The sequence below is a fragment of the Desulfarculus baarsii DSM 2075 genome (genome assembly GCF_000143965.1).
Lineage (GTDB): Bacteria > Desulfobacterota > Desulfarculia > Desulfarculales > Desulfarculaceae > Desulfarculus > Desulfarculus baarsii.
In genome coordinates, this window is sequence record NC_014365.1 from 3,507,655 (window position 1) to 3,531,235 (window position 23,581).

The window sequence follows — 23,581 nt, forward strand, 5'->3', positions numbered from 1 at the left end:
TGGCCCCACGAAAGAATGGATTATATTGGATGCCCCCGCAACCGTCAACCAACGGCCGCGCCTTTTTCCCCGAGCCGCGCTTGCGCCTCTTGTGAAAATATACCATCCCTCGCGCTCGGGATTCAATTGCTTGTTGCCAGCCTTTCGGCCCGGACCTAAAATCCAATCTCGACCACAAGGAGCGACGCCATGGCCCTGCAAAGCCTATTATGCCTCGACGTGGGCGGCGGCACCCAGGATATTCTCTTCTGGCGGGCCGATCGCCCCATCGAAAACGCCCTGAAGATGGTTCTGCCCTCGCCAACCCAGATCGTGGCCAAACGCATCCAACGGGCCACGCGCCAGGGCCGGCCGGTGTTTCTGAACGGCTGGCTGATGGGCGGCGGGGCCATGGCCAAAGCCGCGCGGGATCACGTGGCGGCGGGGCTGGCCTTCCAGGCCACGGCCCGGGCCGCCGCCAGCTTTCACGACGACCCCGAGCGCGTGCGGGCCATGGGTTTCACGATTGGCGCGCGACCGCCGGCCGGCGCGGCCCGCATCCACGCCTCCGATCTGGACATGAAGGCCCTGCGCGCCATCTGCCTGGCCTGCGAGATCGACCTGCCGCCGCGCCTGGCCGTGGCCCTGTGCGACCACGGCTTCAGCCCGCGCTTTTCCAACCGCAAGTTCCGCTTCGCCCAGTGGGAGCGCTTTTTGGCCGGCGGCGGCCGCCCGCTCGCGTTGATCGGCGACGATCCGCCCCCCAGCCAGACCCGCCTGCGCGCGGCCAGCGCCCAGTGGCCCGGCTGCCTGGTCATGGACACCGCCGCCGCCGCCCTCTGGGGGGCCCTGCAAGACCCGCTGGCGGCCGCCCACGCCGGGCGGGGCCTGTGTTTGGTCAACCTGGGCAACGAGCACGCCGTGGCCTTTCTGGTGGCCGACGGCCGGGTCTGGGCCGTCTACGAACACCACACCGGCCTGCTCACCCCCGCCTTGCTGGCCGATCACCTGGCGCGCTTCATCACCGGCCGCATCAGCGACGCCGAGGTCTTTGACGGCCGGGGCCACGGCTGCGCCCGCGCCGCCGGCGCGCCAGACGAGCCAACCACGCCCATCTTCGTCACCGGGCCCCAACGGGCCCTGGCCCGCGATTTGGGCTGGACCGTGGCCGCGCCCCACGGCGACGTGATGCTCTCGGGCTGCTTTGGCCTGCTGGCCGCGGCCCAGGCCCTGGACGCCCAGCGAGCCGCGCCCCGATCATGAGCCGCCCGCCCGCCACGCCGGTGATGTTCCAGCGCCAGATGGGCTATCTGGGCGCCGAGGAACAACAGCGCCTGGCCCAGGCCAGCGTGGCCGTGCTGGGCCTGGGCGGCGTGGGCGGGGTCTGCGCCGAGCTGCTGGTCAGGGCCGGCGTGGGCCATCTGCTGCTCGGCGATGGCGACCGTTTCGAGCCCACCAACCTGAACCGCCAGATCGGGGCCACCGGCGAGACCATGGGCCAGGCCAAGGAGGCCGTCACCGCCGCCCGCCTGGCCCTGATCAACCCCCAGGCCCGCCTGGCCATCATCCCGCCCCTGGGCGGCCACGGCTGGCGACCGGACCTGCTGGCGGGCCGGGACGCCGTGATCCTGGCCGCCGACGCGCCCCGCGCGGCGCTGATGGCCCTGCGCGCCGCCCGCCGGGGCCACGCGCCCCTGGTCGAGGCCGTGGCCCTGCCGACGATCCAGATCCGGGCCTTCGACCCCCAAGGCCCCGACCCCGAGGACGGCATGGCCACCCAGGGCCGGCCCCTGAGCGATTTCTCCGACGAGGCCCTGAGCCAGGCCATGGCCGAGGGCCCCCTGGCCGCCTGGCTGGAGGGCGACGGTTCGCCCCTGGCCCTGAGTCCGGCCATGCTGCTGGCCATGGCCCAGGGTCACTCCGCCCTGAGCTTTGGCCCCCACGTCTGGCTGGCCGGAGCCTTGGCCGCCTTGGAGTGCCTGAAAATCATCCTGGGCCGGGGCGTGGTGGCCTGGCATCCCGGCCGCGCCGCCCTGGACCCTTGCTTGTGGCGGCTTTTCCTGGCAGAGTGAGCCATGCTGTCGTATCTGCGCATCGAAAACTTCGCCCTCATCGACCGCCTGGAGCTGGAGCTCAGCCCCGGCCTGACCGTGCTCAGCGGCGAGACCGGCGCCGGCAAATCGATCATCCTGGCGGCCATGGGCCTGATCCTGGGCCAGCGGGCCGCCGGCGATCTGGTGCGCCAGGGGGCCGAGCAGGCGGTCATCGAGGCCCTGTTCACCGTCGACGAACATGGCCCGGCCGCGGCCGTTTTGGCCGAGGACGGCGGCGCGGCCCTGGAGCCCGGCGGCGAGCTGGTCATCCGCCGGGTGGTCAACCGCGAGGGCCGCAACCGCGTGCAGGTGGGCGGGACGCTGGCCACGCTGGCCTTGCTGGGCCGGCTGGGGCCCGAGTTGGTCAGCGTGGTGGGTCAGCACGAATCCACCTCCCTGTTGCGCGCCGATCAGCACCTGGCCCTTCTCGACGCCTTTGCCGGCCTGGACGACCAACGCGGCCAGGTCGGCCGGGCCGCGGCCCGGGTCCGCGACCTGGACGGCCGGATCAAGGCCCTGGGCCAAGAGCTGGAGCGCCGCGAGCACCGCCGCGACGATCTGCTGCGCGCCGTCGAGGAACTGGAGGCGGCCAACCTGCGCCCTGGCGAGGAGGACGAACTGCGCCAGGAACGCCATCTGCTGGCCGGGGCCGAGCAGATGGGCAATCTGGGCCGCCAGGCCTTTGACGGGCTCTACGCCGCCGAAGGCTCGCTGCTGGAGCGCGCGGGCAAGCTGCGCGGCCAGCTCAAGGACTTGACGGCCATCGACCAGCGGGCCGCCGGCCTGGCCGCCAAGGCCGAGGAGGCCTTTTTTCTGCTGGAAGACCTGGCCATGGAGCTGCGCGCCTACAATGGCAAGATCAACTTCGACCCCGAGCGCCTGGATTGGATCGAAGCCCGCCTGCACCAGCTCCAGCGTCTGGGCCGCAAGTACGGCGGCGACGCCCCCGCCGCCCTGGAAAGCGCCCGCCAAGAGCTGGCCAGCCTGGAGACCGGCCAGGACGCCCTGCGGGAGTTGGCCGCCCAACGCCAGGCCGCCCTGGAAAGCGCCCTGGCCCTGGCCGAGGCGCTCAGCGATCGGCGCCAGCAAGCCGCCAGCCGCCTGGCCCGGGCCGTCGAGGCCGAGCTGGCCCAACTGGGCATGACCGCCTGCCGTTTCGAGGCCCAGTTCATCCCGCCCGCCGGGGCCGCCGTGGCCACCGACAAGGGCCCCCTGGGCCCGGCCGGCCTGGAAGGCTGCGAGTTCCTCATCGCGCCCAACCCCGGCGAGGGCCTGCGCAAGCTGGCGCGCATCGCCAGCGGCGGCGAGCTTTCGCGGCTGTTGTTGGCCCTGCGGGGGGTGGTGGCGCAAAAGATGGGCCTGCCGACGATGGTCTTCGACGAGGTCGACGCCGGCGTGGGCGGGGCCACCGGCTCGGCCATCGGCCGCAAGCTGGCCCAACTCAGCCGGGGGGCCCAGGTGATCTGCATCACCCATCTGCCCCAGATCGCCGCCTGGGCCGACAGTCACATCGCCGTGGTCAAGCAGATCGACGGCGGCCGCACGGCCACGGCGCTAGCGCCCCTGGACGAGCGCGGCCGCCTGGCCGAACTGGCCCGCATGCTGGCCGGCCCCGACGACCAGGGCACCGCCCGTCGCCACGCCGAGGAGCTTTTGGCCGCCGCCCGCCGGCAAAAGCAGGCTCAGTAGACCACCGTGACCACGCCGGCCGGCTCGGCGGTGACCCGGCCGATAATCGCCGCGCCGTCGCCGCCGGCCAAAAGCATCGCCACCGCCCGGTCGAGCTGATCGGGCTCCAGGCCCATCAACAGCCCGCCCGAGGTCTGGGCGTCGGCCAGCAGATCGCGGACTATGGGGTCGACCGCGCCACGGCTGGCCAGCCAGCGGTCGCAATATTGCCGGTTGCGGTGGCTGCCCAGGGGCACCAGGCCCATGGTGGCCATCTCCCTGGCCTCGGCCAGCACGGGCACGTCGTTGGCGATGATCTCCAGGCCCACGCCCGAGGCCCGGGCCAGCTCCAGGCCGTGGCCCAGCAGGCCAAAGCCCGTTACATCCGTGCCGCCGCCGACGCCGCATTCGTTCATCACCCGGCCGGCCAGGGCGTTGAGCCGGCGCATCTGGGCCACGGCCCGTTCCACGGCCTGGGGCGAGGCCAGGCCGGCCTTGAGGGCGGTGGCGATGACGCCGGTGCCCAGGGGCTTGGTCAGCACCAGGATCTGCCCCGGCCGCAGGCCGGCGTTGGTCACCACCCGATCGGGATGGACCACGCCCGTCACCGAAAGGCCGTATTTGAGGTCTTCGTCCTCCACCGAGTGGCCGCCGGCCAGGGCCGCGCCGGCCTCGTGGACCTTGTCGGCCCCGCCGCGCAGGATCTCGCGCAGGGTCTCGAAGGGCAGGGTTTTCACCGGAAAACAGCAGATGTTCATGGCCGTCAGCGGCCGGCCGCCCATGGCGTAGACGTCGCTGAGGGCGTTGGCCGCGGCTATCTGGCCGAAAAGATAGGGATCGTTGACGATGGGCGTGAAAAAGTCCAGCGTCTGGATCAGGGCCAGATCGTCGCTGAGCTTGTAAACGCCGGCGTCGTCGGCCGTGCCCGCGCCGACCAGCAGGCGGGGGTCGGTCTCGGGGGGCAGGCCTTCGAGAATCTGCGCTAGATCACCCGGACCTATCTTTGCCGCTCAACCGGCGGCCCGGGCCTTTTCGGCCAGCCTTGGCTCCTCGGCCATGATCGATCGCTCCCCTATCGGCCCCTAGCGCCGCAAGGTGGCCCGCAGGCGGTCGGGCCGGGCGAACAGGCCCAGGGCCTCCAACGGGCCGGTGGTGATGACGTCGGCGGCGCGCACGGCCTGGCCGCTGGCGCCCTCGGGGCCGACGACGCAGACGCCCACCACCGCCGCCAGCAGCATTGGCGCGTCGTTGGCCCCGTTGCCGATGGCCGCCACGCTGTCGGCGCCCAGCCGCCGCACGAAGGCCAGCTTCTGCCCGGCCTCGTCGCCGGGGCCGATGACGTGCAGATTCACGCCCTGGCCAAAAATAGTGGCGGCCGTGCCAAAGGTGTCGGCCGTCAACAGGTGGCAGGTCAGGATTTCACTCAGCCCCAGCACGGCCTGGCGCACCGCGGAGGCGACCACGCCGTCGTGGGCCAGGGTGCCGTTGAGGTCGAGCACCAGGTGCTCCAGCGCCAGGGCGCGCCAACCGGGGATGTCCAAACGCAAGGCCATGGCGCTACTCGGCCACCGCCCGCTGCTCCTTGAGCAGGGCGATGAAGGCCTGGGCCGCCGGCGAGTGGGTGCGGCGCTTGCGCATGACCAGATGAAAACGCCGCCGCAGGTCCAGAACCTTGATTTCCACCAGGGCCAGACGGCCGGCGGCCACGTCGTCGGCCAGGGCCCGGCGGCTGAGGACGCCCATGCCCACCTTGGCCCGCACGGCCTGGATCACCGCCGTGGTCGAGCCCATCTGGGCGGCCACGGTCAGGTCGTCGAAGCCGACGCCGGCCTTGCGTAGCGAGGCGGCCAGCGACATGCGCGTGCCGCTGCCGGCCTCGCGCAGGATCAGCGGCCAGCGCAGCAAGTCGCCGATGCCGGCCACCTTGCCGGCCAGGGGGTGATCGGGCCAGACGGCAAGGGCCAGTTCGTCGTTCCACAGAGCGGAAAACTGCAGGCGGTCGTCGTCCAGGGCCGCGCCGACCACGCCCAGCTCCAGTTCACCGGCCAACACCTTGCCGGCGATAAGTTCGGTGTCGGCGATGGTCAGGTTGATGCGCACGTCCGGGTGAGCCTGGCGAAAAAGGCCGATGTAGAGCGGCAGGATGTATTGGCCGGGGATGGTCGAGCCGCCCACCAGCAGATCGCCGCTGAGCCGGCCCAGATAGGCGTCCACCGCCCGGCGGGCCTCCTCGACCATGATCAGGATGCGTTTGGCGTAGTCGTAGAGCAGTTCGGCGGCCCTGGTGGGCATGATCTCGCGGCCCAGGCGGTCGAACAGGCTCACGCCCAGGTCTTCCTCCAGCGTCTTGATGTGGCCGCTGACCGTGGGCTGGCTCAGCAGCACCTCCTCGGCCGCCCGCGAAAACGAACGCTGCTCGTAAACCTTGGCGAAAACCTGTAGCCGGCGCAGGTCCATGGATCACCTATCGATAATTGATGCGTGCACCTATCGGCCAAACCAAGATATCAGCCGGCGACCGCCCGGTCAAGCGCCTTCCTGGGCCGCCGCCAGCAGTTCGGCCACCAGCGCCGCCAGGGCCTTGGCCTCGGCCTCCAGAATCAGGCGGCCCTTTTCGGCCGAGGCTTTGGTGGGATCGCCCCAAACGCCGCCGGGCCAGTGGGCCCGTTTGTCGCGCACCAGGCGAAAGCGCGGGAAGCTGGGATATTCCTCGGCGGCCGAACCCTGGACCAGCCCGGGCCACAGATGCATGGCCAGCGACGTTTCGACCTCGCCGGCGTGGCTGTCGCCGGGGCATTGCAGGATCGGCCGGGCCTCGGCCAGCAGGTCGAGCACGCAGACGGTGGCCACCTGTAGGCCGGTGCTGGTCAAGAGTCTTTCGCCGGCCTCGATGAGGGCGCTTTGGTGGGTGCCGCCGGCGTGTCCGGTGAGCAGGCACAGGCAGCGTATGCCTTGACTCCAAACCCCCTGTCCTATATCGTGTAGCACGGCTCTGAGGGCGTCGCCGGAGATGCCGATCGTGCCCGGATGATTGGCCGTGCTGCGGCAGATCCCATAAAAAAGCGGCGGCAAGACAAAGCAAGGCTCGATGGCCGCGGCGGCCTGGGCCAGGGCCAGGGCGTGCATGGCGTCCAGGCCCAGGGGCAGATGGGGGCCGTGCTGCTCCATCACGCCGATGGGCAAAATCGCCGCCTCGACTTGCCGGCGTTGCTGTACGAAACCCGGCATGGTCAGTTCATGCATCAACATGATCGTATCCTCCCGGCGGCGGCCGCGGCAACCCGTCGCCCCACGGCGCCAAGCCCGTCTTGGCCGATTTTTTTACAAAGCACGCCCGTTGGCCGGGCTCCGGCTGGCAGCTAGTTTACTATGGAACACTGGCCATGTCTTTGCGTTTAGCCGACAGAATCAGCGCCATGCCCGTCGGCCTGAAGCTTGGCGCGACCATGATGGGCGTGTGCCTGGTCGTGTCGGTTTCGATGCTGCTTTTATTCCACGACGTGTCCATGCGCCACATCGTGGCCAGCCTGGAGACCAGCCTGGGCAACGAGCTGTGGCACATCCAGCGCCAGGTCGACCATCTGCTTAAGCTGCACGGCGCGGGCGGGCCGGCCCAGACGCGCCAGGCCCTGGAACGCGGCATGGCCCATTTCGCCCCCGGCCGCACGCCCGGCGGCAGTTTCGCCTTCGTGGCCGACGAGCACGGCCGCGTCCTGGCCGCCCATCACTACCGCGCCGCCGTCCTGCCCGACCGCCGGGCCATCAAGGCGTTGCTGCTGCGGGGCCACGGTTTCACCAGCCTGAGCACGCCCGAGGGCGACATCTGGCTGCGCTTCGACAAGGAGCGCAACTCGGGGCTGTTGTTGGTGGTGCAGGTCAGCGACGATCAGGCGCGGGCCCTGTTCCACCGGGCCAAGCTGACGGTCTTCTGGCTGGCGCTCATCGGTTCGGCGGTGCTGGCGGCGGTGGCCATCGTGGCGCTGCGCCGCGGGGTGGCCCGGCCCCTGCGCCGGCTGACCGCCGAGGCCGAGCGGGTGGCCGCCGGCGACCTGACCCCGCCGGAAACCCTGCAACGCCGCGACGAACTGGGCCGACTGTCGGCGGCGCTACGCAAGCTGACCATCAGCGCCCAGGACATGATCCGCTCGGCCGAGGCCAACGAGGCTCGTTTCCGCCAACTTTTCTCCGACAGCCGCGACGCCGCCTTCATCGTCGGCCACGACGGCCGCCTCAGCGACGTCAACGCCGCGGCGGTCAAGGTCTTTGGTTACGACAACCGCCAAGAAATGCTCGACCTGCCCGACACCGGCCCCATGTTCGCCGACGAAGGCCAACGCCAGGCCTATCTGGAGGCCATCTTCGCCCAGGGCTACGTGCAGGATCATCACACGACCATGCGCCGCAAGTCCGGCCAGGCCTTCGAGGCCCTGATCACGGCCACGGCCCGGGGCGGCGGCGAGGGCCGCTTCGGCCTGGTGCGCGACATCACCGAGATGGCCCAGGCCCAGGCCGAATTGCGCGCCAGCGAAGAGCGCTATCGCCGCCTGGTCGAAAACGCGCCGGGCATCGTCTACCGCTGGTGCATCGACACCAAACGTTTCGAATACCTCAACAGCACCGTCGAACGCATCACCGGCTACAAGGCCGACGACATCATCGGCGACAACGACATCATGGTCCGGGCCATCCCCTCCGATCAGCGCCAGCGCGTGCTGCAAAACTGGCTGTCGCAGATCAGCGGCGAGCCGCCGGCCGTGCGCGAGCAGCAATTCGCCATCCGCGACTGCCAGGGTGGGTTGCACTGGTTTTTGGAGCGCTCGATACTGGTGCGCGACGACCAGGGCCAGCCGACCTACCTGGAGGGCATCGGCTTCGAGATCACCGAGCGCAAACGTTTGGAGGAGGCCCTGCGCGAAGGCCAGATGATGATCGAGGCCACCCTGGCCAGCCTGCCCGTGCCGGTCATGGTCATCGACAGCCGGCACAAGGTCGTGCACTGGAACCGGGCCATGGAGCGCATCTCGGGCCGCGCGGCCAGCGAGGTCATCGGCACCTCCGACCACTGGCGGCCCTTTTACCCCGACATCCATCCCACCCTGGCCGACCTGGTGCTCGACGGCGACTATGACGCCATGGAAAAGCACTACGGCGCCAAGGGCCTGCGCCGCTCCAGCCTGGTCGAGGGCAGCATCGAGTGCGAGGATCTCTTCTGGGGCGAATCGGGCCACGGCCGGCACCTCTATTTCATCGCCGCGCCCATCAAGGACGAACACGGCCGCGTCATCCGCGCGGTGGAAACGCTCATCGACATCACCGACCAGAAAAACCTGGAACAGGAACTGCGCCTGCTCTCGGTGACCGACGAGTTGACCGGGCTCTACAACAAGCGCTTTTTTCACGCCACCGTCGACCGCGAGATGGAGATCGCCCGCCGCTTTGGCCAACCCCTGGCCCTGCTCATGCTCGACCTTGACAGATTCAAGCAATACAACGACACTTTTGGTCACCTGGAAGGCGACAAGGCCCTGGCTCAGTTCGCCGGCGTGGTGCGCGGCGTGGTGCGGGCCGCCGACCTGCCCTGTCGTTATGGCGGCGAGGAGTTCGCCGTGCTGTTGCCGCGCACCGAGCGCGCCGAGGCCATGGTCGTGGCCGAACGCATCCGCGCGGCGGTGGAGGCCATGGACCTGTGGCCGGTGGCCGCCGATGGCCAGCGCCAAAAGCGCCGCGTCACGGTGAGCATCGGCGTGGCCTGCCTCAAGGGCGACCTGAACCAGGACCGCCTGATCAACCTGGCCGACCAGGCCCTTTACGCCGCCAAGCAGGCCGGGCGCAACCGGGTGATCGGCGAGTGCCCCCTGGCCCAGGACGGCCGCGATTAACCAAGACCCTATCCTCGGGCCGCTTTCCCGCGCCCGAGCCTTGCCCCGGGGGGGTCATGCCGCAAGCCGGCCGCATATCGCTCTATGGCATGGTCGCCTGCCTTTCCAGCGCCTTGGACCTGGTCAGCCCGGCGGTGGCCAATCATCAGAAGCGCACCGCCTTCATCGCCGCGCGCGTCGCCGAGGTCATGAAGCTCTCGGCCGCCCAGCGCCGGGCGATCATCCTGGCGGCCATGCTCCACGACTGCGGGGCCATGTCCCTGGGCAGCAAGCTCGAGGCCCTGGATTTCGACTTCGACCAGAAAAATCCCCACCTACACGCCGAGTTGGGCTACCTGTTCCTTAAAAAAATCGACGCCATGTTTCAAAGGAACCAGGCCCTGGGCATGGCCAACCTGGTGCGCCACCATCACGTGGCCTGGGCCGATGGACGGGGCCGGCTGCACAACGACCGCATCGTGGCCATGGAAAGCCACCTGCTGCATCTGGCCGACCGGGTGGAGGTCTTGTGCAAGCGCGGCCGTCAACCCCTGGAGCAGGCCGAGGGCGTGCGGCGGCGCATCGATCAGTCCGCCGGCGAAAGTTTCGACCCGCGCATGGTCCAGGCCTTCCAGGAGGCGGCCAGCCGCGAGGCCTTTTGGCTGGAGTTGGAATACCTTGACGAGATCGAGGCCTATCTGGCGGACCAGGTGGGCGCGGCCGGCGAGATGCCCCTGGACATGAACGGCCTGATGGGGCTTTCAAACATCATCGGCGAGATGGTCGACTATCGCAGTTCGTTTACGGCCACCCACTCGCTGGGCGTGGCCCGCGCGGCCGAGCTTTTGGCCGAGTTGGCCGGCTTTTCGCAAGAGCAACGGGCCATGATCATGGCCGCCGGCCACCTGCACGACATCGGCAAGCTGGCCGTGCCCTCGGAGATCCTGGACAAGCCGGCGCTGCTCGACGCCGCCGAGATGCGCGTCGTCAAGACCCACCCCTACCAGACCCACCGCCTGCTCTCCGGCCTGAGCGGCCTGGGCGAGATACGGGCTTGGGCGGCCTATCACCACGAAACCCTCGACGGCGCGGGCTATCCCTTCCGGCTGGGCGCCGCCGCGATCCCGCTGGGCTCGCGGATCATCGCCGTGGCCGACATCTTCACCGCCCTCACCGAGGACCGACCCTATCGCCGGGGCCTGCCCCTGGCCGAGGTGCTGACGATCCTGGGGCAACTGGCCGCCACGGGCAAGCAGGACAAGCTGGTCATCGGCCTGGCCCAGCAGCACTCGCGCCGTCTGGACGAGGCCCGGCGTCAGGCCCAGGCCGAGGGCGCCGAGGGCTATCGACGCTTCGTGGCGGCGGCCTGAGGCCGCCGCCCGGCCAAGCTGGCTATTTGCCCTTTTTCTTGCGGAAGGGGAAGCCCTTCATCAACGTGTTCATGCCGATATCGGCAAACTGCGCCACCGAAAACCACTGCACGCCGTGCTGGGCGTACTCTTCGATGTTGAGCCAGTTGTCGGTCAGCGGCTGTTGGGCTTGGTCGAAGTTGCCCGTCCACAGCAGCGAACCGTCGGCGCTGGTGACCAGGGCCAGCTCGAAAGTCACCGCCGCCGGCCGCTCGGCGGCCAAGGGCCCGCCCACCCGCTCTTGCCAGCGATAGACCGCCCCCACCAGCACGGCGTCGACCTTGAGCCGGCGGCCGATGTCGGCGATGTCCTGGCGGTCGGCCAACCAGACGTCGCGGCCCAGCGCCTCGCGGGCCACCAGGCCGGTCTGGTCGGCGGAGACAAACGGCAATTCGCAGTATTTGTCCAGGTTCTTTTCCAGCAGCCTGTCGAGGATGCGCGGGGCCTCGGCCGGCACGTCGGAGGCGTTGAAGCAGCCGCCGGTGATGGCGCAAGTGGCCTCGGGCTTGTCGGGGTTGTCGGGCTGGGCGATGATGAAGGGCATCACGGCCAGGCGCTCGAAGCCCTTTTTCTCGCGGGGCGAAAGGCCCTTGGCCTTGGGCTGGCAGCCAACGGCCAACACCATGGCCAGCATGAGCGTGGCGGCGATCAGGATATTTTTGCTGCGGCTCATCACATCCCCTTTTTCGTTTGCGGTGGTCGCGGGCTGGCCGCCCGGCGGCGGATTCTTGGCGTCGTCGAGGTTCGGCGGCCGCGCCCACGGCCCGCCGAAACACGTTATAGCATGGTTTTAGCATCGTCGGCCGACGCACGGAAGCATTTTCACGACGATGGCCGTGGCCGCGCGGCGACGGCGCGAGCCTGGGGCCTTGCTTCGCGCCGGGCCTTGGCCCACAATGACCAGACAAGGCTGGCTTCCGCCCGGCCCACGAAAGGAGCGCGCCATGCAGATCGGCATGATCGGCCTGGGCCGCATGGGCCTGAACATGGCCCGCCGCCTGGCCAGGGGCGGCCACCAGGTGGTGGCCCACAATCGCACCCCCCAGAAAGCCCTCGATTTCGCCGTGCGGGAAGGCGGCCTGGCCGCCGGTTCGTTGGACGAACTGGCCGCCTTGCTGCGCCCGCCGCGCGTGGTCTGGCTGATGCTGCCGGCCGAGGCCGTCGACCAGGCCATCGCCGGGCTGGCCGCCGTGCTGGAGCCCGGCGACCTGGTGGTCGAGGGCGGCAACAGCCATTACAAGCTCGACGGGCCCCGGGCGGCGCTGTTGGCCGCGCGAGGCGTCGATTACCTGGACGCCGGGGTCAGCGGCGGGGTCTGGGGCCTGGAGGAAGGCTATTGCCTGATGGTGGGCGGCTCGGCCGAAGGCTTCGCGCGCCTGACGCCGGCGCTGGAAAGCCTGGCCCCGGCGGGCGGCTATCTGCGCGTGGGCCCGGTGGGCAGCGGGCATTTTGTCAAGATGATCCACAACGGCGTTGAATACGGCATGATGCAGGCCTACGCCGAGGGCTTCGAGCTGATGAAGGCCGGGCCCTTTGCCGCCGAATGCGACTTTCGGGCCATCTGCGAGCTGTGGCAACGGGGCTCGGTGGTGCGGTCGTGGCTTTTGGAGCTGCTGGGCCGGGCCTTTGCCGCCGACCCGCGGCTGGAGGAGGTGGGCGGCTGGGTGGACGACTCGGGCGAGGGCCGTTGGACGGTGGAGTTGGCCGTGGAGACGGCCACCAACGCGCCGGTGCTGACGCTGGCGCTGATGAATCGCTTCCGCTCGCGGCAAAGCGAGGCCTTCGGCGACAAGGTGCTGGCGGCGCTACGCGAGCAGTTCGGCGGCCACGCCGTCAAGAGGCCGGGCCAGGGTTGAAATCAGCGCCGCGCCAGGCGCTGGGCCAGGCCGATCAGCGGCCGCTCCATAACGTGGTAGACCACGAAGGCCGAACCGATGGACGCCGCCACGAACAGCAAAAAATAGATATCGGCCGCCCAGGCCGGCAGGGCCCAGCGCCCGGCCGCGAAATAAACGCGGTGAACGTATTGAAAAATCGCCACCCAGATGAAGTGGACCAGATAGACCGAATACGATATGTCGCCCAGCCTGGTCAGCGCCGCCACCAGGCCCCTGGCCGACCGACCCAGGCGCGCGCGGTCGGTCAGCCATTGCAGGCCGATGATCAAAAGCGCCGCGCCCGGCCCCAGCAGGCAGAGCTCCAGCGCGCGCATGACCAGATGGCCCCAGGCCTTGCCGTGGTTGAGCTTGGCGTAGGCCATCAGCGCCAGCAGGGCCAGCCCGCCCAGCAAATGCCACGGGCCGGATTTTTTACTCCAGCGTTCCTTGGTGAGGTATAGCGCGCAGCCCAGCACGAAATAGCAGTTGAGGTGCGACGTGAGGTGATAGTCGAACACCGCCGGGATCATGCCGAAAAGCGGTAGAACAACCTCGCGGACGACGCCGACCACCGCCGACAGGGCCAGCAGCCACACCGCCGCCCGAAACGAAAAGAGCGCCGTCCCAAGGCCCATAACCAGATAGAAAATGACCTCGTGCTCCAGGGTCCAGCCCGGATCAAGCATGGGGGCTCGGCATTGGGGTATCAGCAGCATCGACTTGATTAAGTATTCGAAATCATATCCTAATTTATATGGTGGCGCCTGTCGGTGCAAGAGATAGACCAACCCATAGACCACCGTGCAGAGCATGTAGAGCGGATAAATGCGCAGGCCCCGCTTGATCAGATACGGCCGCAGGGAAAACGACGCCGAGCTGACCACGTGGGAGATGATGAAGCCGCTGATGACGAAAAAAATGTGCACGCCATATTGACCCGTCCCGAAAAAATAATAAAACGGCAAAAACAGGCCTTCGGGGAAACGGATCAGGACCATCTGCCCGTGGTGAAACACCACCACAAGCGCGGCGATGGCCCGGGCCATCTGGATGTACTGATATTTTGTCGCCGGCGGGGCGGCGGCTCGCTGGTCGTTCAACGGCGATCCTTTGGCCAGCGCGGTGAAGCCAGGCCAAGGGCCGAAACGACCGTTGGCGCGTTGGCGGGCAAAACAGCGCCATCGGCCGGGCTGGCGGCGGCCGATGGCGTTTTCCCGCGCTGGTGCGGCCTAGAACTTGCGCCGCAAAAAGAGCATCGTCAGGTCGTCGAACTTCTCTGTCCCGGCGGTGTATTGGCCGTGACACTCGATGAGCGAGTCGATCATGGCCGGGGCGTCCAGGTCCGAACCAACCTGGGCGTACCAATCCAGGGCCCGCTGCATGCCAAACATCTTGCCGTCGATGTCGATGGACTCGTCCAGGCCGTCGGTGAAGACCAGCATCGAGTCGCCGGGCTCCAGGGTGATGGTGCACTGCTCCAGTTCGATGCCTTCGAAAAAGCCCACGGCCATGCCCGGGATCTGCTCCATGCGCGAAACCGTCCCATCGGCCCGGCGCATCATCGGCGCGGGGTGGCCGGCGCAGGTGTAGACCAACTCGCCCGTGGAGATGGCGTAAATGCCGTAAAACACGGTCACGAACATGCACATCTCGTTTTCGGGCATGATCTGGGCGTTGACCTCGGCCAGGACATCGGCCGGCCGGCTGTAGTGCGCGGCGGCGTTTTTGATCAGCGTCCGGGCCACGGTCATGAACAGGGCCGCCGGCACGCCCTTGCCCGAAACGTCGCCGACCACCAGGCCCACGGTATCGGGGCTGAGCATGAAAAAGTCGTAGAAATCGCCGCCGACCTCGCGGGCCGGGATGGTCTTGGCGAACAGGTCCATCTCGGGCCGCTGGGGGAAGGCCGGATAGGTGCGGGGCAGGATCGATTGTTGGATCTGGTAGGCCGTGTCCAGTTCGCTCTGGATGCGCTCCTTGATGGCGGTGGTGGCGGTAAGTTCCTCGACGTGGCGGCGCAGGTCGGCCACCATGCGGTTGAAGCTTTCGGCCAGGTCGCCGATCTCGTCGCCGGGGCGCACGTCGTCGACGGTGGTGGCCAGGTCGCCTTCGGCCAGATGGGCCGCCGCAGCCGAAAGCCGCCGTAGCGGGCTGGTCAGGCCCAGCACCAGCAGCCAGACCACCAGAAGCATGGCCGCCAGGCCGCCGAAGACGGTCATGGCCTGACGCTTGGCCAGTTCCCACACCGGGGCCATCACGTCATCCTCGGGGATGACCACGCCAAAGCTCCAACCAGCGCCCTCCACCGGGGCGTAGGCCAGCCAGACGTCACGGCCGTCGAGGAAGCTTTTGACGCGCACCAACCCCCGTTGGCCGCCGATCATCTTTTTGCCCAGGGCCCGCAGGTCGTCGCGGCCCGCGCCCTCGGCCAGCGAAAAGATGGTCTCGCGCATGACCCACTGGGCCTTGGGCGCGGCCAAAAAGCGGCCCGAGGCGCTGATGACGAAGGCGAAGCCGTTGCGGCCCACGGTCAAATCGGCCACCTGTCGCTCCAGCGATTGCAGCGAAACGTCGGCGGTGACCACGCCGCCGACCTGGCCGCCCTGCATCAACGGGGCCGAAAAGGTGCTCATCAGCACGTTGCCGCCGCCCTCGTCGAAGTAGGGCTCGCTCCACACCGGCCGCTTGAGCAGGGCCGGGATCTTGTACCAGTCCTGGTTGGGGTAGTCGTAGTCCGCGGAGTTGAGGTTGGATGTCTCTATGCCGTTGGGCCCGCGGAAAAAGTAGGGACTATGCAGGCGCACGGCCGGGTCGTAGGAGTTGGGCGCGAAGGCCACGGCCATGCCAAAGACCTCGGGGGCCTTGGCCATGATCCGCTCGACCAGCTCGCGCAGATGCTCCAGGCTGGGTTTGGGCGTCAGCTCCAGGGCGGTGGCGGCCACCAACGGCCGGTCGGCCACCCTGGTCAGGCGCAGGGCCACCCGCGCGGCCTGGTGGCCGGCCATCATGGCCAACTCGGCGCTTTTGGCCTCCAACAGCGCGGCGCGGCCCTCGTGAAAGCTGATCACGCCCATGGCCGCGCCGATGGCCAGCACGCCGGCGGCCACGGACAAAACAAAACGGCTGCGCAGTTTCAGCACGCGGGGTCTCATTGATCGGTCCTCCAGGCCGGGATAGCGAAACTTTCCCACGAGACGCCACGCTCCAGCAGCCCCTGCTCACGCAGGCTGCGGCCGGTTTGCTGAAAGGCCTCGGGGTCGAGCCGGCCCATGTTTTTGGGGCCGCCGGCTGGTTCGATGAGTTTGCGCATGGCCGTCAGCATCCATTGCTGATGGCTTTGGTTGGTGGCTTGCTTTTGGGCCTCCACCCGCGCCATGACCGCCCGCAAGGCCTCCTCGGGGCGCTCGAAGGCCAAGCGCCAACCGGCCAGGCTGGCCTGGGTGAAACGGCGGCACACATCTGGCTTGTCGCGCCAGGTCGAGGCCAGGCAGTAGAGGCCGTCCTCGGGGAAACTCAGGCCGGCCTCGTTGGCGTCGAAGACGATCATTTCGTCGAAATCCACACCGGCCTGGTAGAGCGCGTGGTATTCGTTGTAGCGCATGGCCGAGACCGCCGCCGCCGCGCCCGAGGTGAGCAGGGCCACCGTCGAGCCCTGGAGCGTCTCATCGGCCTGGACGCCGTGTTTTTTCAGCAGCGCCCGGGGGGCCAGCGACAGGTAGGCGCCCCACAGGCCCACCAATCGGCCGTTGAGGTCGGCGATCTTTTTGACGCCAAAACCGGCCCTGGCCACCAGAATGACCGATGACTGCTGAACGATCTGGGCCAGGTTGACCACCGGCAAGCCACGGTCGCGCCAGGCCATGGCCGCTGAAAGCCAGGCCACGGCGAAATCGCAACGGTCCTCGCCCAGCCTGGCCAGCGGGTCGAGGCCCGGCCCACCGGACAAAAACTCCACATCCAGCCCGGCCTGGCGGTAGAGGCCATGATCCTGGGCCATGTAGAGCCCGGCGAACTGGGCCTGATGCACCCACATCAACTGGAGGCGGACCTTGTCGGCCGCCCGCGCCTGACCGGCCAGCGACAGCGCCGCCAGGGTCAGCAGCGCCCCGGCGATGATTTTTTTGGCGGCCCCCACGGCCCGGCGATCAGTAAAAATCCGCACATCCCCTCGCGATCGCGCCCGGGGCCAATACCCCAAGGTTTTCCCACAATAAACCATAAGCCCTTCACTGTCGAGGATTTGCGAGCGCCCCACGGCGCAAGCCGCGCAAAATGTCGGCGAGCGGCGTCCGGCGCTCGGAAGGCCGCGCGCCGCCCTTGGCAACCCCTGGGTGGCTGGTATATATTTTGTGGCGCAAAGGGAGGGCATGGCCGATGTTTTCGCGCCCCATCCACAAATTCCTCAACCGCCTGGCCCTGGTCGCCGCCCTGGTCGCCGCCCTGGCCGGTTGTCAGCAGGACGGCGCCGGCGGCACCGGCTCCCAAGAGCTGGCCCAGCAACTGCGCCAGGCCGTGGGCATCCTCGACAGCTCCCTGCCCGACGGGGCCATCAAGCTCGAACACCGCCAGGTGCGCAGCGGCATGCAAAACCCCGATTCGCCCCTGTTGATCATCCCCATCACCATCACCGAAAAACGCCGCTTCGAGAAAAACCACGGCCGCAAATGGACGCCCCTGGACGGGCTGAAGGACATGGAGGAAAACGGCCCGCCGCCCAACAGCGTCGAAGTGCACGAGATGACCGAACTCTGGGCCCTGTTCATCGACTACGACCGCAAGCTCGACGGCCAGACCATCGTCTTCAACTGGCTCTACGGCCTGGACAACAAGCCCTACGCCGAGCCCGTCAGCGTCACCGTGCGCCGGCACGGCGACTTCCCCTACCCCGTGGCCTGGTCCTATTGCTGGTCCGACCCGGCCAGCGGCGCGCAACTGGTGCGCGGCCTGGGCCTGCGCACCCTGGTCAACACCAGCGACTGGGCCGCCTCGCGCTGCTATGGCCCGCGCCTGGTGCGCGTGCAGGATTTCAAGGCCATGTTCAAGGAGAAAAACGGCCAGCTCAAGGTCTTGCCTGGCGAAACGATCATGGCCGAAAGCGGCGTCGACCTCACCGAACCCGGCGTGCAGGTGGTCGAATAGGGCCTTTGGCCGCACGAAGGGGCTCGATCCCTATTCGCCCTTGACCTGAAGCGGACCTCGGGTTAGCTTTGCGGCTGATTTTTCGCCACCACGAGGTCGGCCCATGCCCCGCATGCTGATGATCGACAATTACGACTCGTTCACCTTCAACTTGGTGCAGCTTTTCCTGGGCCTGGGCCTGGAGGTGCTGGTGCGCCGCGCCGACAAGATCGCCGTGGCCGAGGCCGAGGCCCTGGGCGTCGATTACGTGGTGATCAGCCCCGGCCCCAAGGATCCGCGCCACGCCGGGGTCTCGGTGGAGCTGATCGCCGCCCTGCATCAACGCCTGCCCATCCTGGGCGTGTGCCTGGGCATGCAGTGCCTCAACGAGGCCTTTGGCGGCCGCACCGAACGCGCGCCCCTGCCGGTCCACGGCAAGACCAGCCTGGTCCGACACCAGGGCCGGGGCGTTTTCGCCGGGCTGCCCAGCCCCTTTTTGGCCGCGCGCTATCACTCGCTGATGACCGTGCCGGCCGGCCAGGCCCTGGAGGTGACCGCCGTCAGCGACGACGGGGTGATCATGGGCCTGCAACACCGCCACGGCCTGCTGCACGGCGTGCAGTTTCATCCCGAGAGCTTCTTGACCGAGCACGGCCGGGCCCTGGCGGCCAATTTTCTGCGTTTGGGCCCCTGGCGCGACGAGGCCGGCCATGCTTGAGGCGATCCTGGCCCGGGCCGGTCGGCTGGCCGGCGTGCTGACCAAGCCCCTGGAAAGGCCCGAGCCCGTCCTGGACGTGGCCGCCCGCTTCGCCGCCGAGCCGGGAACGGTGCTGTTGCAAAGCGGCGGCGAGCTGGACTGCGCGCGCCATCATATCCTGGGTCTGCGGCCGTGGCTGACGCTGCGGGGCCGCGCCGACCAGATGAACCTGACCATCGACGGCCAGAGCCACGAGCTGGGCGTCGAGCCCTTTGACCTGCTGCGGGCCCTGGTCGATCACTTCCAGTTGGCGCCGCCGGCCGATGACGCGCCCCTGCGCGCCGGCCTGCTGGGCTATCTGGCCTACGACCTCAAGGACCGCCTGGAGCGCCTGCCGCGCACCTCGGTCGATGACCAGAATCTGCCGCACATCCACCTGATCGCGCCCTCGGTGCTGGTCGTCTTTGACCGCCCAAAAAACCGCGCCGTGGCCCTGGCCCCCTGGCGCGACCGGCCCGGCGGCCGGCAAGAGGCCCGGGCGGCGCTGGACGGCTTTTTTCGGGCGCTGCAAGGCCCGCCGCCCGCGCCGGGGGCCTTTGCCCGGGGGCCGTGGCGGGCCAACTTCGCGCGCGGGCCCTACATGGCCGCTGTCGAGCGCATCCGCCAATACATCGCCGCCGGCGACGTCTATCAGGTCAACATGAGCCAGCGCTTCGAGGCCGACTTCAGCGGCGACGCCTTTGCCCTGCACCGGGCGCTCCACGCGGCCAACCCCGCGCCGTTTTTCGCCTTTGTCAACGCCGGCGATCACCAGATCGTCTGCACCTCGCCCGAGCGCTTTTTGCTCCAGCGCGGCGACTGGGTCGAGACCAGGCCCATCAAGGGCACCCGGCCGCGCCTGGCCGACCCGGCCCAGGATGAAGCCATGGGCCGCGAGTTGCAAGAAAGCCCCAAGGACGCCGCCGAACTTTCGATGATCGTCGACCTGCTGCGCAACGACCTGGGCCGCTCCTGCGCCGCCCAAAGCGTGCGCGTCCTGGCCCACAAGCGCCTGGAGGCCTGGCGCAACGTTTATCATCTGGTCTCGCTGGTCGAGGGTCGTCTGGCCCCGGGCAAGCGCGGCGTGGACTTGCTGGAGGGCTGTTTTCCCGGCGGCTCCATCACCGGCTGCCCCAAGATCCGCGCCATGGAGATCATCGACGAACTGGAGCCCAACCGCCGTCACATCTACACCGGCTCCATCGGCTACATCGGCTTCGACCAAACCATGGACCTGAACATCGCCATCCGCACCGTGACCATCGCCCACGGCCGGGCCAGCTTTGGCGTGGGCGGCGGCGTCGTCTACGACTCCGACCCGGCCGCCGAGTACGACGAGACCCTGCACAAGGGCCGCACCCTGCTGGAGGTCATGCCCGGCCCGGGCGAGGCGGACCGATCACGACCCATGGTCTGGCTCAACGGCCTGCTCTCGCCGGCCGTGCGGGCCCGCGTCCACGCCGACGACCGGGGCCTGCTGTGGGGCGACGGCTTTTTCGAGACGATCCGCTTGCAAGACGGCCAAGCCCCGCTGCTGGCGCGGCACCTGGCCCGCTGGGAGCGCGCCTGGCAAGCGCTGGATTTCGGCCCCGTCCCCGATCTGACCTGGCCCCAGGTCATCGACCAGGTGCTGGCGGCAAACGGCCTGGAGCGGGGCCTGGCCGCCGTGAAAATCTTGGCCACCCGCGGCCGCCTGGCCCAGACCCCGGCCCTGGGGCCGACCACGCGGCCCACGCTGTTGGTCACCGCGCGGCCCTACGCCCCCCGTGGGGCCGACGGCCTGCGGTTGATCACCTATCCCCAGCCCCGGCAAAGCCCCCTGGCCGCGCACAAGACGACCAACTATCTATATTATTTGCTGGCCGGCCGCCACGCCGCCCAGGCCGGGGCCGACGAGGCGTTGATCCTCAACCCCGACGGCGGCGTCAGCGAGACCAACAGCGCCTGCCTGATCGTCATCGAGGGCCGCCGGGCCGTCGCGCCCAGTTCGCCCCATGTCTTGGCCGGGGTGATGCAACAGCGCCTGCTGGAGGAGCTGAGCGCCTGGGGCTATCAGACGCTCTGGCGCGCGATCCGGCCCGAGGAGCTATTGCGCGCCGATCAGCTCATCGTGGCCAACGCCCTGATCGGCCCTTGCCCGGCCCTGAGCCTGGACGGCGCGGCCCTGCCGCAAGGCGACCCCACGCTCTGCCCACGTCTGGCCAGGGCCGTTTTCGCCGACGACGAACCCAAGACATAACGCAAGCATCTTACGCGCTTAGGCCCTTTTCAGCGGCCGCGTCGGGGGCTTAGAATAAAAGCAGCCCCGGCGGCGCGCTCAAGCGCCCACGGGGCGGGCGGCTGCCGTCCACGCGGCGGCGATGCGCCAAATTTTGCCAAATACGACAGGGAGTTGCGCCAGATGTCGGAGCGAACCGATCAATTGGTCAGCCAACGCGGCGAGATGTTTTATCCACCGGCCGCCTTTGCCCAAAAGGCCCACGTGTCCAGCATGGAGCAATATCGGCAAATGTACCGGCGCTCCATCGAAGACCCGGAAGGCTTCTGGGCCGAGGCCGCCGAGGGGTTTTTCTGGAGCCAGAAATGGAGCGACGTGCGCCGCTTCAACTTCAAGCGCAGCCAGGGGCCCATCGACGTGCAGTGGTTTGCCGGCGGCAAGACCAACGTCTGCTACAACTGCCTGGACCGCCACCTGGCCACGCGGGCCGATCAGCCGGCCCTGATCTGGGAGGGCAACGAGCCCGGCGAGGATCAGGTGTTGACCTACGCCCAACTGCACGAGCAGGTCTGCCGCTTCGCCAACGTGCTGCGCGGGCTGGGCGTCAAGAAGGGCGACCGGGTGACGATCTACCTGCCGATGATCGTCGAACTGGCCATCGCCATGCTGGCCTGCGCGCGCATCGGAGCCATCCACAGCGTGGTCTTTGGCGGATTCTCGGCCGAGTCGCTCAAGGACCGCATCATCGACAGCCAATGCCGGCTGCTGATCACCAGCGACGGCGCTTTTCGCGGGGCCAAGGCCGTGACCTTGAAGCTCATCGCCGACGACGCCCTGGATAGCGCCGCCGGTGAAGGCTGGCGGGTGGACAAGGTGGTGGTGGCGCGCCGCGTGGGCGAGGGCAAGGGCGTGGACTGCCCGATGACCGCCGGCCGCGACCTGTGGTGGCACGAATTGATGGAGGCGGCCGCGCCAGTCTGCGAAGCGGAGTGGATGGACGCCGAGGATCCGTTGTTCATCCTCTACACCTCGGGCTCCACCGGCAAGCCCAAGGGCGTGTTGCACACCACCGGCGGCTACATGGTCTACACCGCCTTGACCCACCGCTATGTTTTCGACTATCACGACGGCGACGTCTATTGGTGCACCGCCGACATCGGCTGGGTCACCGGCCACAGCTACATCCTTTATGGGCCGCTGCTCAATGGCGCGCGCAGCCTGATGTTCGAGGGCGTGCCGACCTACCCCGACTCGGGCCGTTTCTGGGAAGTCGTCGACAAGTGGGGCGTCAATATCTTCTACACCGCGCCCACGGCCATCCGGGCGATCATGCGCATGGGCGACGAGCTGGTGCAAAAGAGCGACCGTGGTTCGCTGCGCCTGCTGGGCACGGTGGGCGAACCGATCAACCCCGAGGCCTGGCGCTGGTACAACGAGGTCGTTGGCGAGGGCCGCTGCCCCATCGTCGACACCTGGTGGCAGACCGAGACCGGCGGCATCCTCATCACGCCGCTGCCCGGCTGCACGCCGACCAAGCCCGGCAGCGCCACCTTGCCTTTCTTTGGCGTGGAGCCGGCCCTGATGGACGACGAGGGCAAGGAGACCAGCGGCAACGGCGTCAGCGGCCGGTTGGTGATCAAGGCCCCCTGGCCGGGGCAGTTGCGCACCACCTATGGCAACCACGAGCGTTTCGAGACGGTCTACTTCAGCGACTTTGACGGCTACTACTTCACCGGCGACGGCGCGCGCCGCGACGAGGACGGCTATTATTGGATCACCGGCCGCGTCGATGACGTGATCAACGTCTCGGGCCACCGCATGGGCACCGCCGAGGTGGAGTCGGCCCTGGTCAGCCACCCGGCCGTGGCCGAGGCGGCGGTGGTGGGTTTCCCCCACGAGATCAAGGGCCAGGGCATCTACGCCTATGTCACGCTCCGGCTGGGCCACGACTACAGCGACGAACTGGCCCGCGAGCTGATCGAGCACGTGCGCAACCAGATCGGGCCCATCGCCGCGCCGGATCAGATCCACTGGGCCCCGGCCCTGCCCAAGACCCGCTCGGGCAAGATCATGCGCCGCATCCTGCGCAAGATGGCCGCCGGTGAGACCAGCTTCGGCGACACCTCGACCCTGGCCGACCCCACGGTCATCGGCACGCTGGTGGAGATGAAAAGCAAGTAGTCCCGCCTCAGATCACAATAAGAGGCTGCTGCACGGTGAAACATAACAAATGTTGTAAAAACAGATAATAATCTGTGAAACATAAATTCCACCGTGCAGCAGCCGAAGCGCGCCATGGACGGCGCGCCAAATCGCGAGCCTGATTAGGCGAGCGATTTGCGAGGCTTGGCAAAACCGCGCTTTTGCCAAGCCGATGCCGCGCGGGGCAGGACGCCCCCGTGCAGCACTCTCAATAACGAGCCCGGCCGCGTCTCGGCGTGGTCGGGCTTTTGCTTTCGGTCCTGGAAAACGGGCGCTCGGCGTATCGTTTTTCGTGGCTTTTTTTCTAGCTATCCCAGCCAACAACAATCTGCCCACGACATTTTTCCGCCGCTAGATTAGCGCGGAAAAATATGCAGCCGCGCCCAACAATCTTGCCGCGCCACCAGTCGTTTTTCATTGCTA

Annotated in this window: 18 protein-coding genes; 10 read left to right on the forward strand and 8 right to left on the reverse strand. The window is 68.2% G+C overall.

Annotated features, from left to right (window positions below; translation table 11 throughout):
• The first annotated feature begins 189 nt into the window (after positions 1–189).
• Genes DEBA_RS15840 through recN form a run of 3 tightly spaced genes read left to right on the forward strand, consistent with a single transcriptional unit; the run spans position 190 to position 3,761 of the window.
• Positions 190–1,242 carry a DUF1786 domain-containing protein gene (locus DEBA_RS15840; RefSeq protein WP_013259959.1) on the forward strand — a complete coding sequence of 351 codons (1,053 nt, stop codon included), beginning with the start codon at positions 190–192 and terminating at the stop codon, positions 1,240–1,242.
• Positions 1,239–2,051, forward strand: coding sequence for a ThiF family adenylyltransferase (locus DEBA_RS17490; RefSeq protein WP_013259960.1), 813 nt, complete (start codon positions 1,239–1,241; stop codon positions 2,049–2,051). The genes DEBA_RS15840 and DEBA_RS17490 overlap by 4 nt, the downstream gene beginning before the upstream one ends.
• Before the next feature lie 3 nt (positions 2,052–2,054).
• Positions 2,055–3,761, forward strand: coding sequence for a DNA repair protein RecN (recN, locus tag DEBA_RS15850; RefSeq protein ID WP_013259961.1), 1,707 nt, complete (start codon positions 2,055–2,057; stop codon positions 3,759–3,761).
• Here the strand turns inward: recN and selD are convergent.
• The 4 genes from selD to DEBA_RS15870 all read right to left on the reverse strand — a co-directional run bounded on the left by selD (position 3,755) and on the right by DEBA_RS15870 (position 6,989).
• Positions 3,755–4,798, reverse strand: coding sequence for a selenide, water dikinase SelD (gene selD, locus DEBA_RS15855; RefSeq protein ID WP_013259962.1), 1,044 nt, complete (start codon positions 4,796–4,798; stop codon positions 3,755–3,757). The genes recN and selD overlap by 7 nt on opposite strands.
• Positions 4,799–4,822: 24 nt before the next feature.
• Positions 4,823–5,293: an HAD family hydrolase gene (locus tag DEBA_RS15860; RefSeq protein ID WP_013259963.1), complete on the reverse strand. Its 471-nt coding sequence runs from the start codon at positions 5,291–5,293 to the stop codon at positions 4,823–4,825.
• Positions 5,294–5,297: 4 nt separating this feature from the next.
• Positions 5,298–6,197: a selenium metabolism-associated LysR family transcriptional regulator gene (locus DEBA_RS15865; protein ID WP_013259964.1), complete on the reverse strand. Its 900-nt coding sequence runs from the start codon at positions 6,195–6,197 to the stop codon at positions 5,298–5,300.
• A 69-nt stretch (positions 6,198–6,266) separates the two neighbouring features.
• Positions 6,267–6,989, reverse strand: a complete 723-nt coding sequence (locus DEBA_RS15870; RefSeq protein WP_013259965.1) for a creatininase family protein — start codon at positions 6,987–6,989, stop codon at positions 6,267–6,269.
• Between the two features lie 134 nt (positions 6,990–7,123).
• On the opposite strand from DEBA_RS15870, the gene DEBA_RS17495 reads away from it, so the two are divergent.
• Both DEBA_RS17495 and DEBA_RS15880 read left to right on the forward strand, forming a co-directional pair.
• Positions 7,124–9,619 carry a diguanylate cyclase gene (locus DEBA_RS17495; protein WP_013259966.1) on the forward strand — a complete coding sequence of 832 codons (2,496 nt, stop codon included), beginning with the start codon at positions 7,124–7,126 and terminating at the stop codon, positions 9,617–9,619.
• Between the two features lie 56 nt (positions 9,620–9,675).
• Positions 9,676–10,968, forward strand: a complete 1,293-nt coding sequence (locus DEBA_RS15880) for an HD-GYP domain-containing protein (RefSeq protein WP_013259967.1) — start codon at positions 9,676–9,678, stop codon at positions 10,966–10,968.
• Between the two features lie 22 nt (positions 10,969–10,990).
• Here DEBA_RS15880 and DEBA_RS15885 read toward each other — a convergent pair whose 3' ends face one another.
• Entirely contained in the window at positions 10,991–11,680 is a 690-nt protein-coding gene (locus DEBA_RS15885) for a hypothetical protein (protein WP_013259968.1), read from the reverse strand.
• A gap of 157 nt (positions 11,681–11,837) precedes the next feature.
• Between DEBA_RS15885 and gnd the strand changes: the two genes are divergently transcribed.
• Entirely contained in the window at positions 11,838–12,863 is a 1,026-nt protein-coding gene (gene gnd / locus DEBA_RS15890; RefSeq protein ID WP_083779060.1) for a phosphogluconate dehydrogenase (NAD(+)-dependent, decarboxylating), read from the forward strand.
• Positions 12,864–12,865: 2 nt separating this feature from the next.
• Here the strand turns inward: gnd and DEBA_RS15895 are convergent, their stop codons facing one another.
• The 3 genes from DEBA_RS15895 to DEBA_RS15905 all read right to left on the reverse strand — a co-directional run bounded on the left by DEBA_RS15895 (position 12,866) and on the right by DEBA_RS15905 (position 17,046).
• Positions 12,866–13,984, reverse strand: coding sequence for an acyltransferase family protein (locus tag DEBA_RS15895; RefSeq protein ID WP_013259970.1), 1,119 nt, complete (start codon positions 13,982–13,984; stop codon positions 12,866–12,868).
• 129 nt (positions 13,985–14,113) lie between these two features.
• Complete coding sequence (locus DEBA_RS15900) at positions 14,114–16,036, reverse strand: SpoIIE family protein phosphatase (protein ID WP_013259971.1); 1,923 nt, start codon at positions 16,034–16,036, stop codon at positions 14,114–14,116.
• The gene (locus DEBA_RS15905) at positions 16,033–17,046 is read right to left on the reverse strand and encodes an ABC transporter substrate-binding protein (protein WP_013259972.1); all 1,014 of its coding nucleotides are present in this window, start codon (positions 17,044–17,046) and stop codon (positions 16,033–16,035) included. Before DEBA_RS15905 ends, DEBA_RS15900 begins: the two co-directional genes overlap by 4 nt.
• Positions 17,047–17,258: 212 nt before the next feature.
• Between DEBA_RS15905 and DEBA_RS15910 the strand changes: the two genes are divergently transcribed.
• From DEBA_RS15910 to acs, 4 genes are all read left to right on the forward strand, one after another.
• Positions 17,259–18,023, forward strand: a complete 765-nt coding sequence (locus DEBA_RS15910; protein ID WP_013259973.1) for a hypothetical protein — start codon at positions 17,259–17,261, stop codon at positions 18,021–18,023.
• Positions 18,024–18,126: 103 nt separating this feature from the next.
• Entirely contained in the window at positions 18,127–18,720 is a 594-nt protein-coding gene (locus tag DEBA_RS15915) for an anthranilate synthase component II (protein ID WP_013259974.1), read from the forward strand.
• Positions 18,713–20,977, forward strand: coding sequence for an aminodeoxychorismate synthase component I (pabB, locus tag DEBA_RS15920; RefSeq protein WP_013259975.1), 2,265 nt, complete (start codon positions 18,713–18,715; stop codon positions 20,975–20,977). Before DEBA_RS15915 ends, pabB begins: the two co-directional genes overlap by 8 nt.
• Before the next feature lie 162 nt (positions 20,978–21,139).
• Positions 21,140–23,137, forward strand: coding sequence for an acetate--CoA ligase (gene acs / locus DEBA_RS15925; RefSeq protein WP_013259976.1), 1,998 nt, complete (start codon positions 21,140–21,142; stop codon positions 23,135–23,137).
• Positions 23,138–23,581 lie beyond the last annotated feature (444 nt).

What these genes read in the sequence shown, in the direction of transcription:
- DEBA_RS15840 (WP_013259959.1), top strand. Translation starts at nt 190, where the DNA reads ATGGCCCTGCAAAGCCTATTATGCCTCGACGTGGGCGGCGGCACCCAG.
- DEBA_RS17490 (WP_013259960.1), top strand. Translation starts at nt 1,239, where the DNA reads ATGAGCCGCCCGCCCGCCACGCCGGTGATGTTCCAGCGCCAGATGGGC.
- recN (WP_013259961.1), top strand. Translation starts at nt 2,055, where the DNA reads ATGCTGTCGTATCTGCGCATCGAAAACTTCGCCCTCATCGACCGCCTG.
- DEBA_RS15860 (WP_013259963.1), bottom strand. Translation starts at nt 5,293, where the DNA reads ATGGCCTTGCGTTTGGACATCCCCGGTTGGCGCGCCCTGGCGCTGGAG.
- DEBA_RS15865 (WP_013259964.1), bottom strand. Translation starts at nt 6,197, where the DNA reads ATGGACCTGCGCCGGCTACAGGTTTTCGCCAAGGTTTACGAGCAGCGT.
- DEBA_RS15870 (WP_013259965.1), bottom strand. Translation starts at nt 6,989, where the DNA reads ATGTTGATGCATGAACTGACCATGCCGGGTTTCGTACAGCAACGCCGG.
- DEBA_RS17495 (WP_013259966.1), top strand. Translation starts at nt 7,124, where the DNA reads ATGTCTTTGCGTTTAGCCGACAGAATCAGCGCCATGCCCGTCGGCCTG.
- DEBA_RS15880 (WP_013259967.1), top strand. Translation starts at nt 9,676, where the DNA reads ATGCCGCAAGCCGGCCGCATATCGCTCTATGGCATGGTCGCCTGCCTT.
- DEBA_RS15885 (WP_013259968.1), bottom strand. Translation starts at nt 11,680, where the DNA reads ATGAGCCGCAGCAAAAATATCCTGATCGCCGCCACGCTCATGCTGGCC.
- gnd (WP_083779060.1), top strand. Translation starts at nt 11,838, where the DNA reads ATGGCCGTGGCCGCGCGGCGACGGCGCGAGCCTGGGGCCTTGCTTCGC.
- DEBA_RS15900 (WP_013259971.1), bottom strand. Translation starts at nt 16,036, where the DNA reads ATGAGACCCCGCGTGCTGAAACTGCGCAGCCGTTTTGTTTTGTCCGTG.
- DEBA_RS15910 (WP_013259973.1), top strand. Translation starts at nt 17,259, where the DNA reads ATGTTTTCGCGCCCCATCCACAAATTCCTCAACCGCCTGGCCCTGGTC.
- DEBA_RS15915 (WP_013259974.1), top strand. Translation starts at nt 18,127, where the DNA reads ATGCCCCGCATGCTGATGATCGACAATTACGACTCGTTCACCTTCAAC.
- pabB (WP_013259975.1), top strand. Translation starts at nt 18,713, where the DNA reads ATGCTTGAGGCGATCCTGGCCCGGGCCGGTCGGCTGGCCGGCGTGCTG.
- acs (WP_013259976.1), top strand. Translation starts at nt 21,140, where the DNA reads ATGTCGGAGCGAACCGATCAATTGGTCAGCCAACGCGGCGAGATGTTT.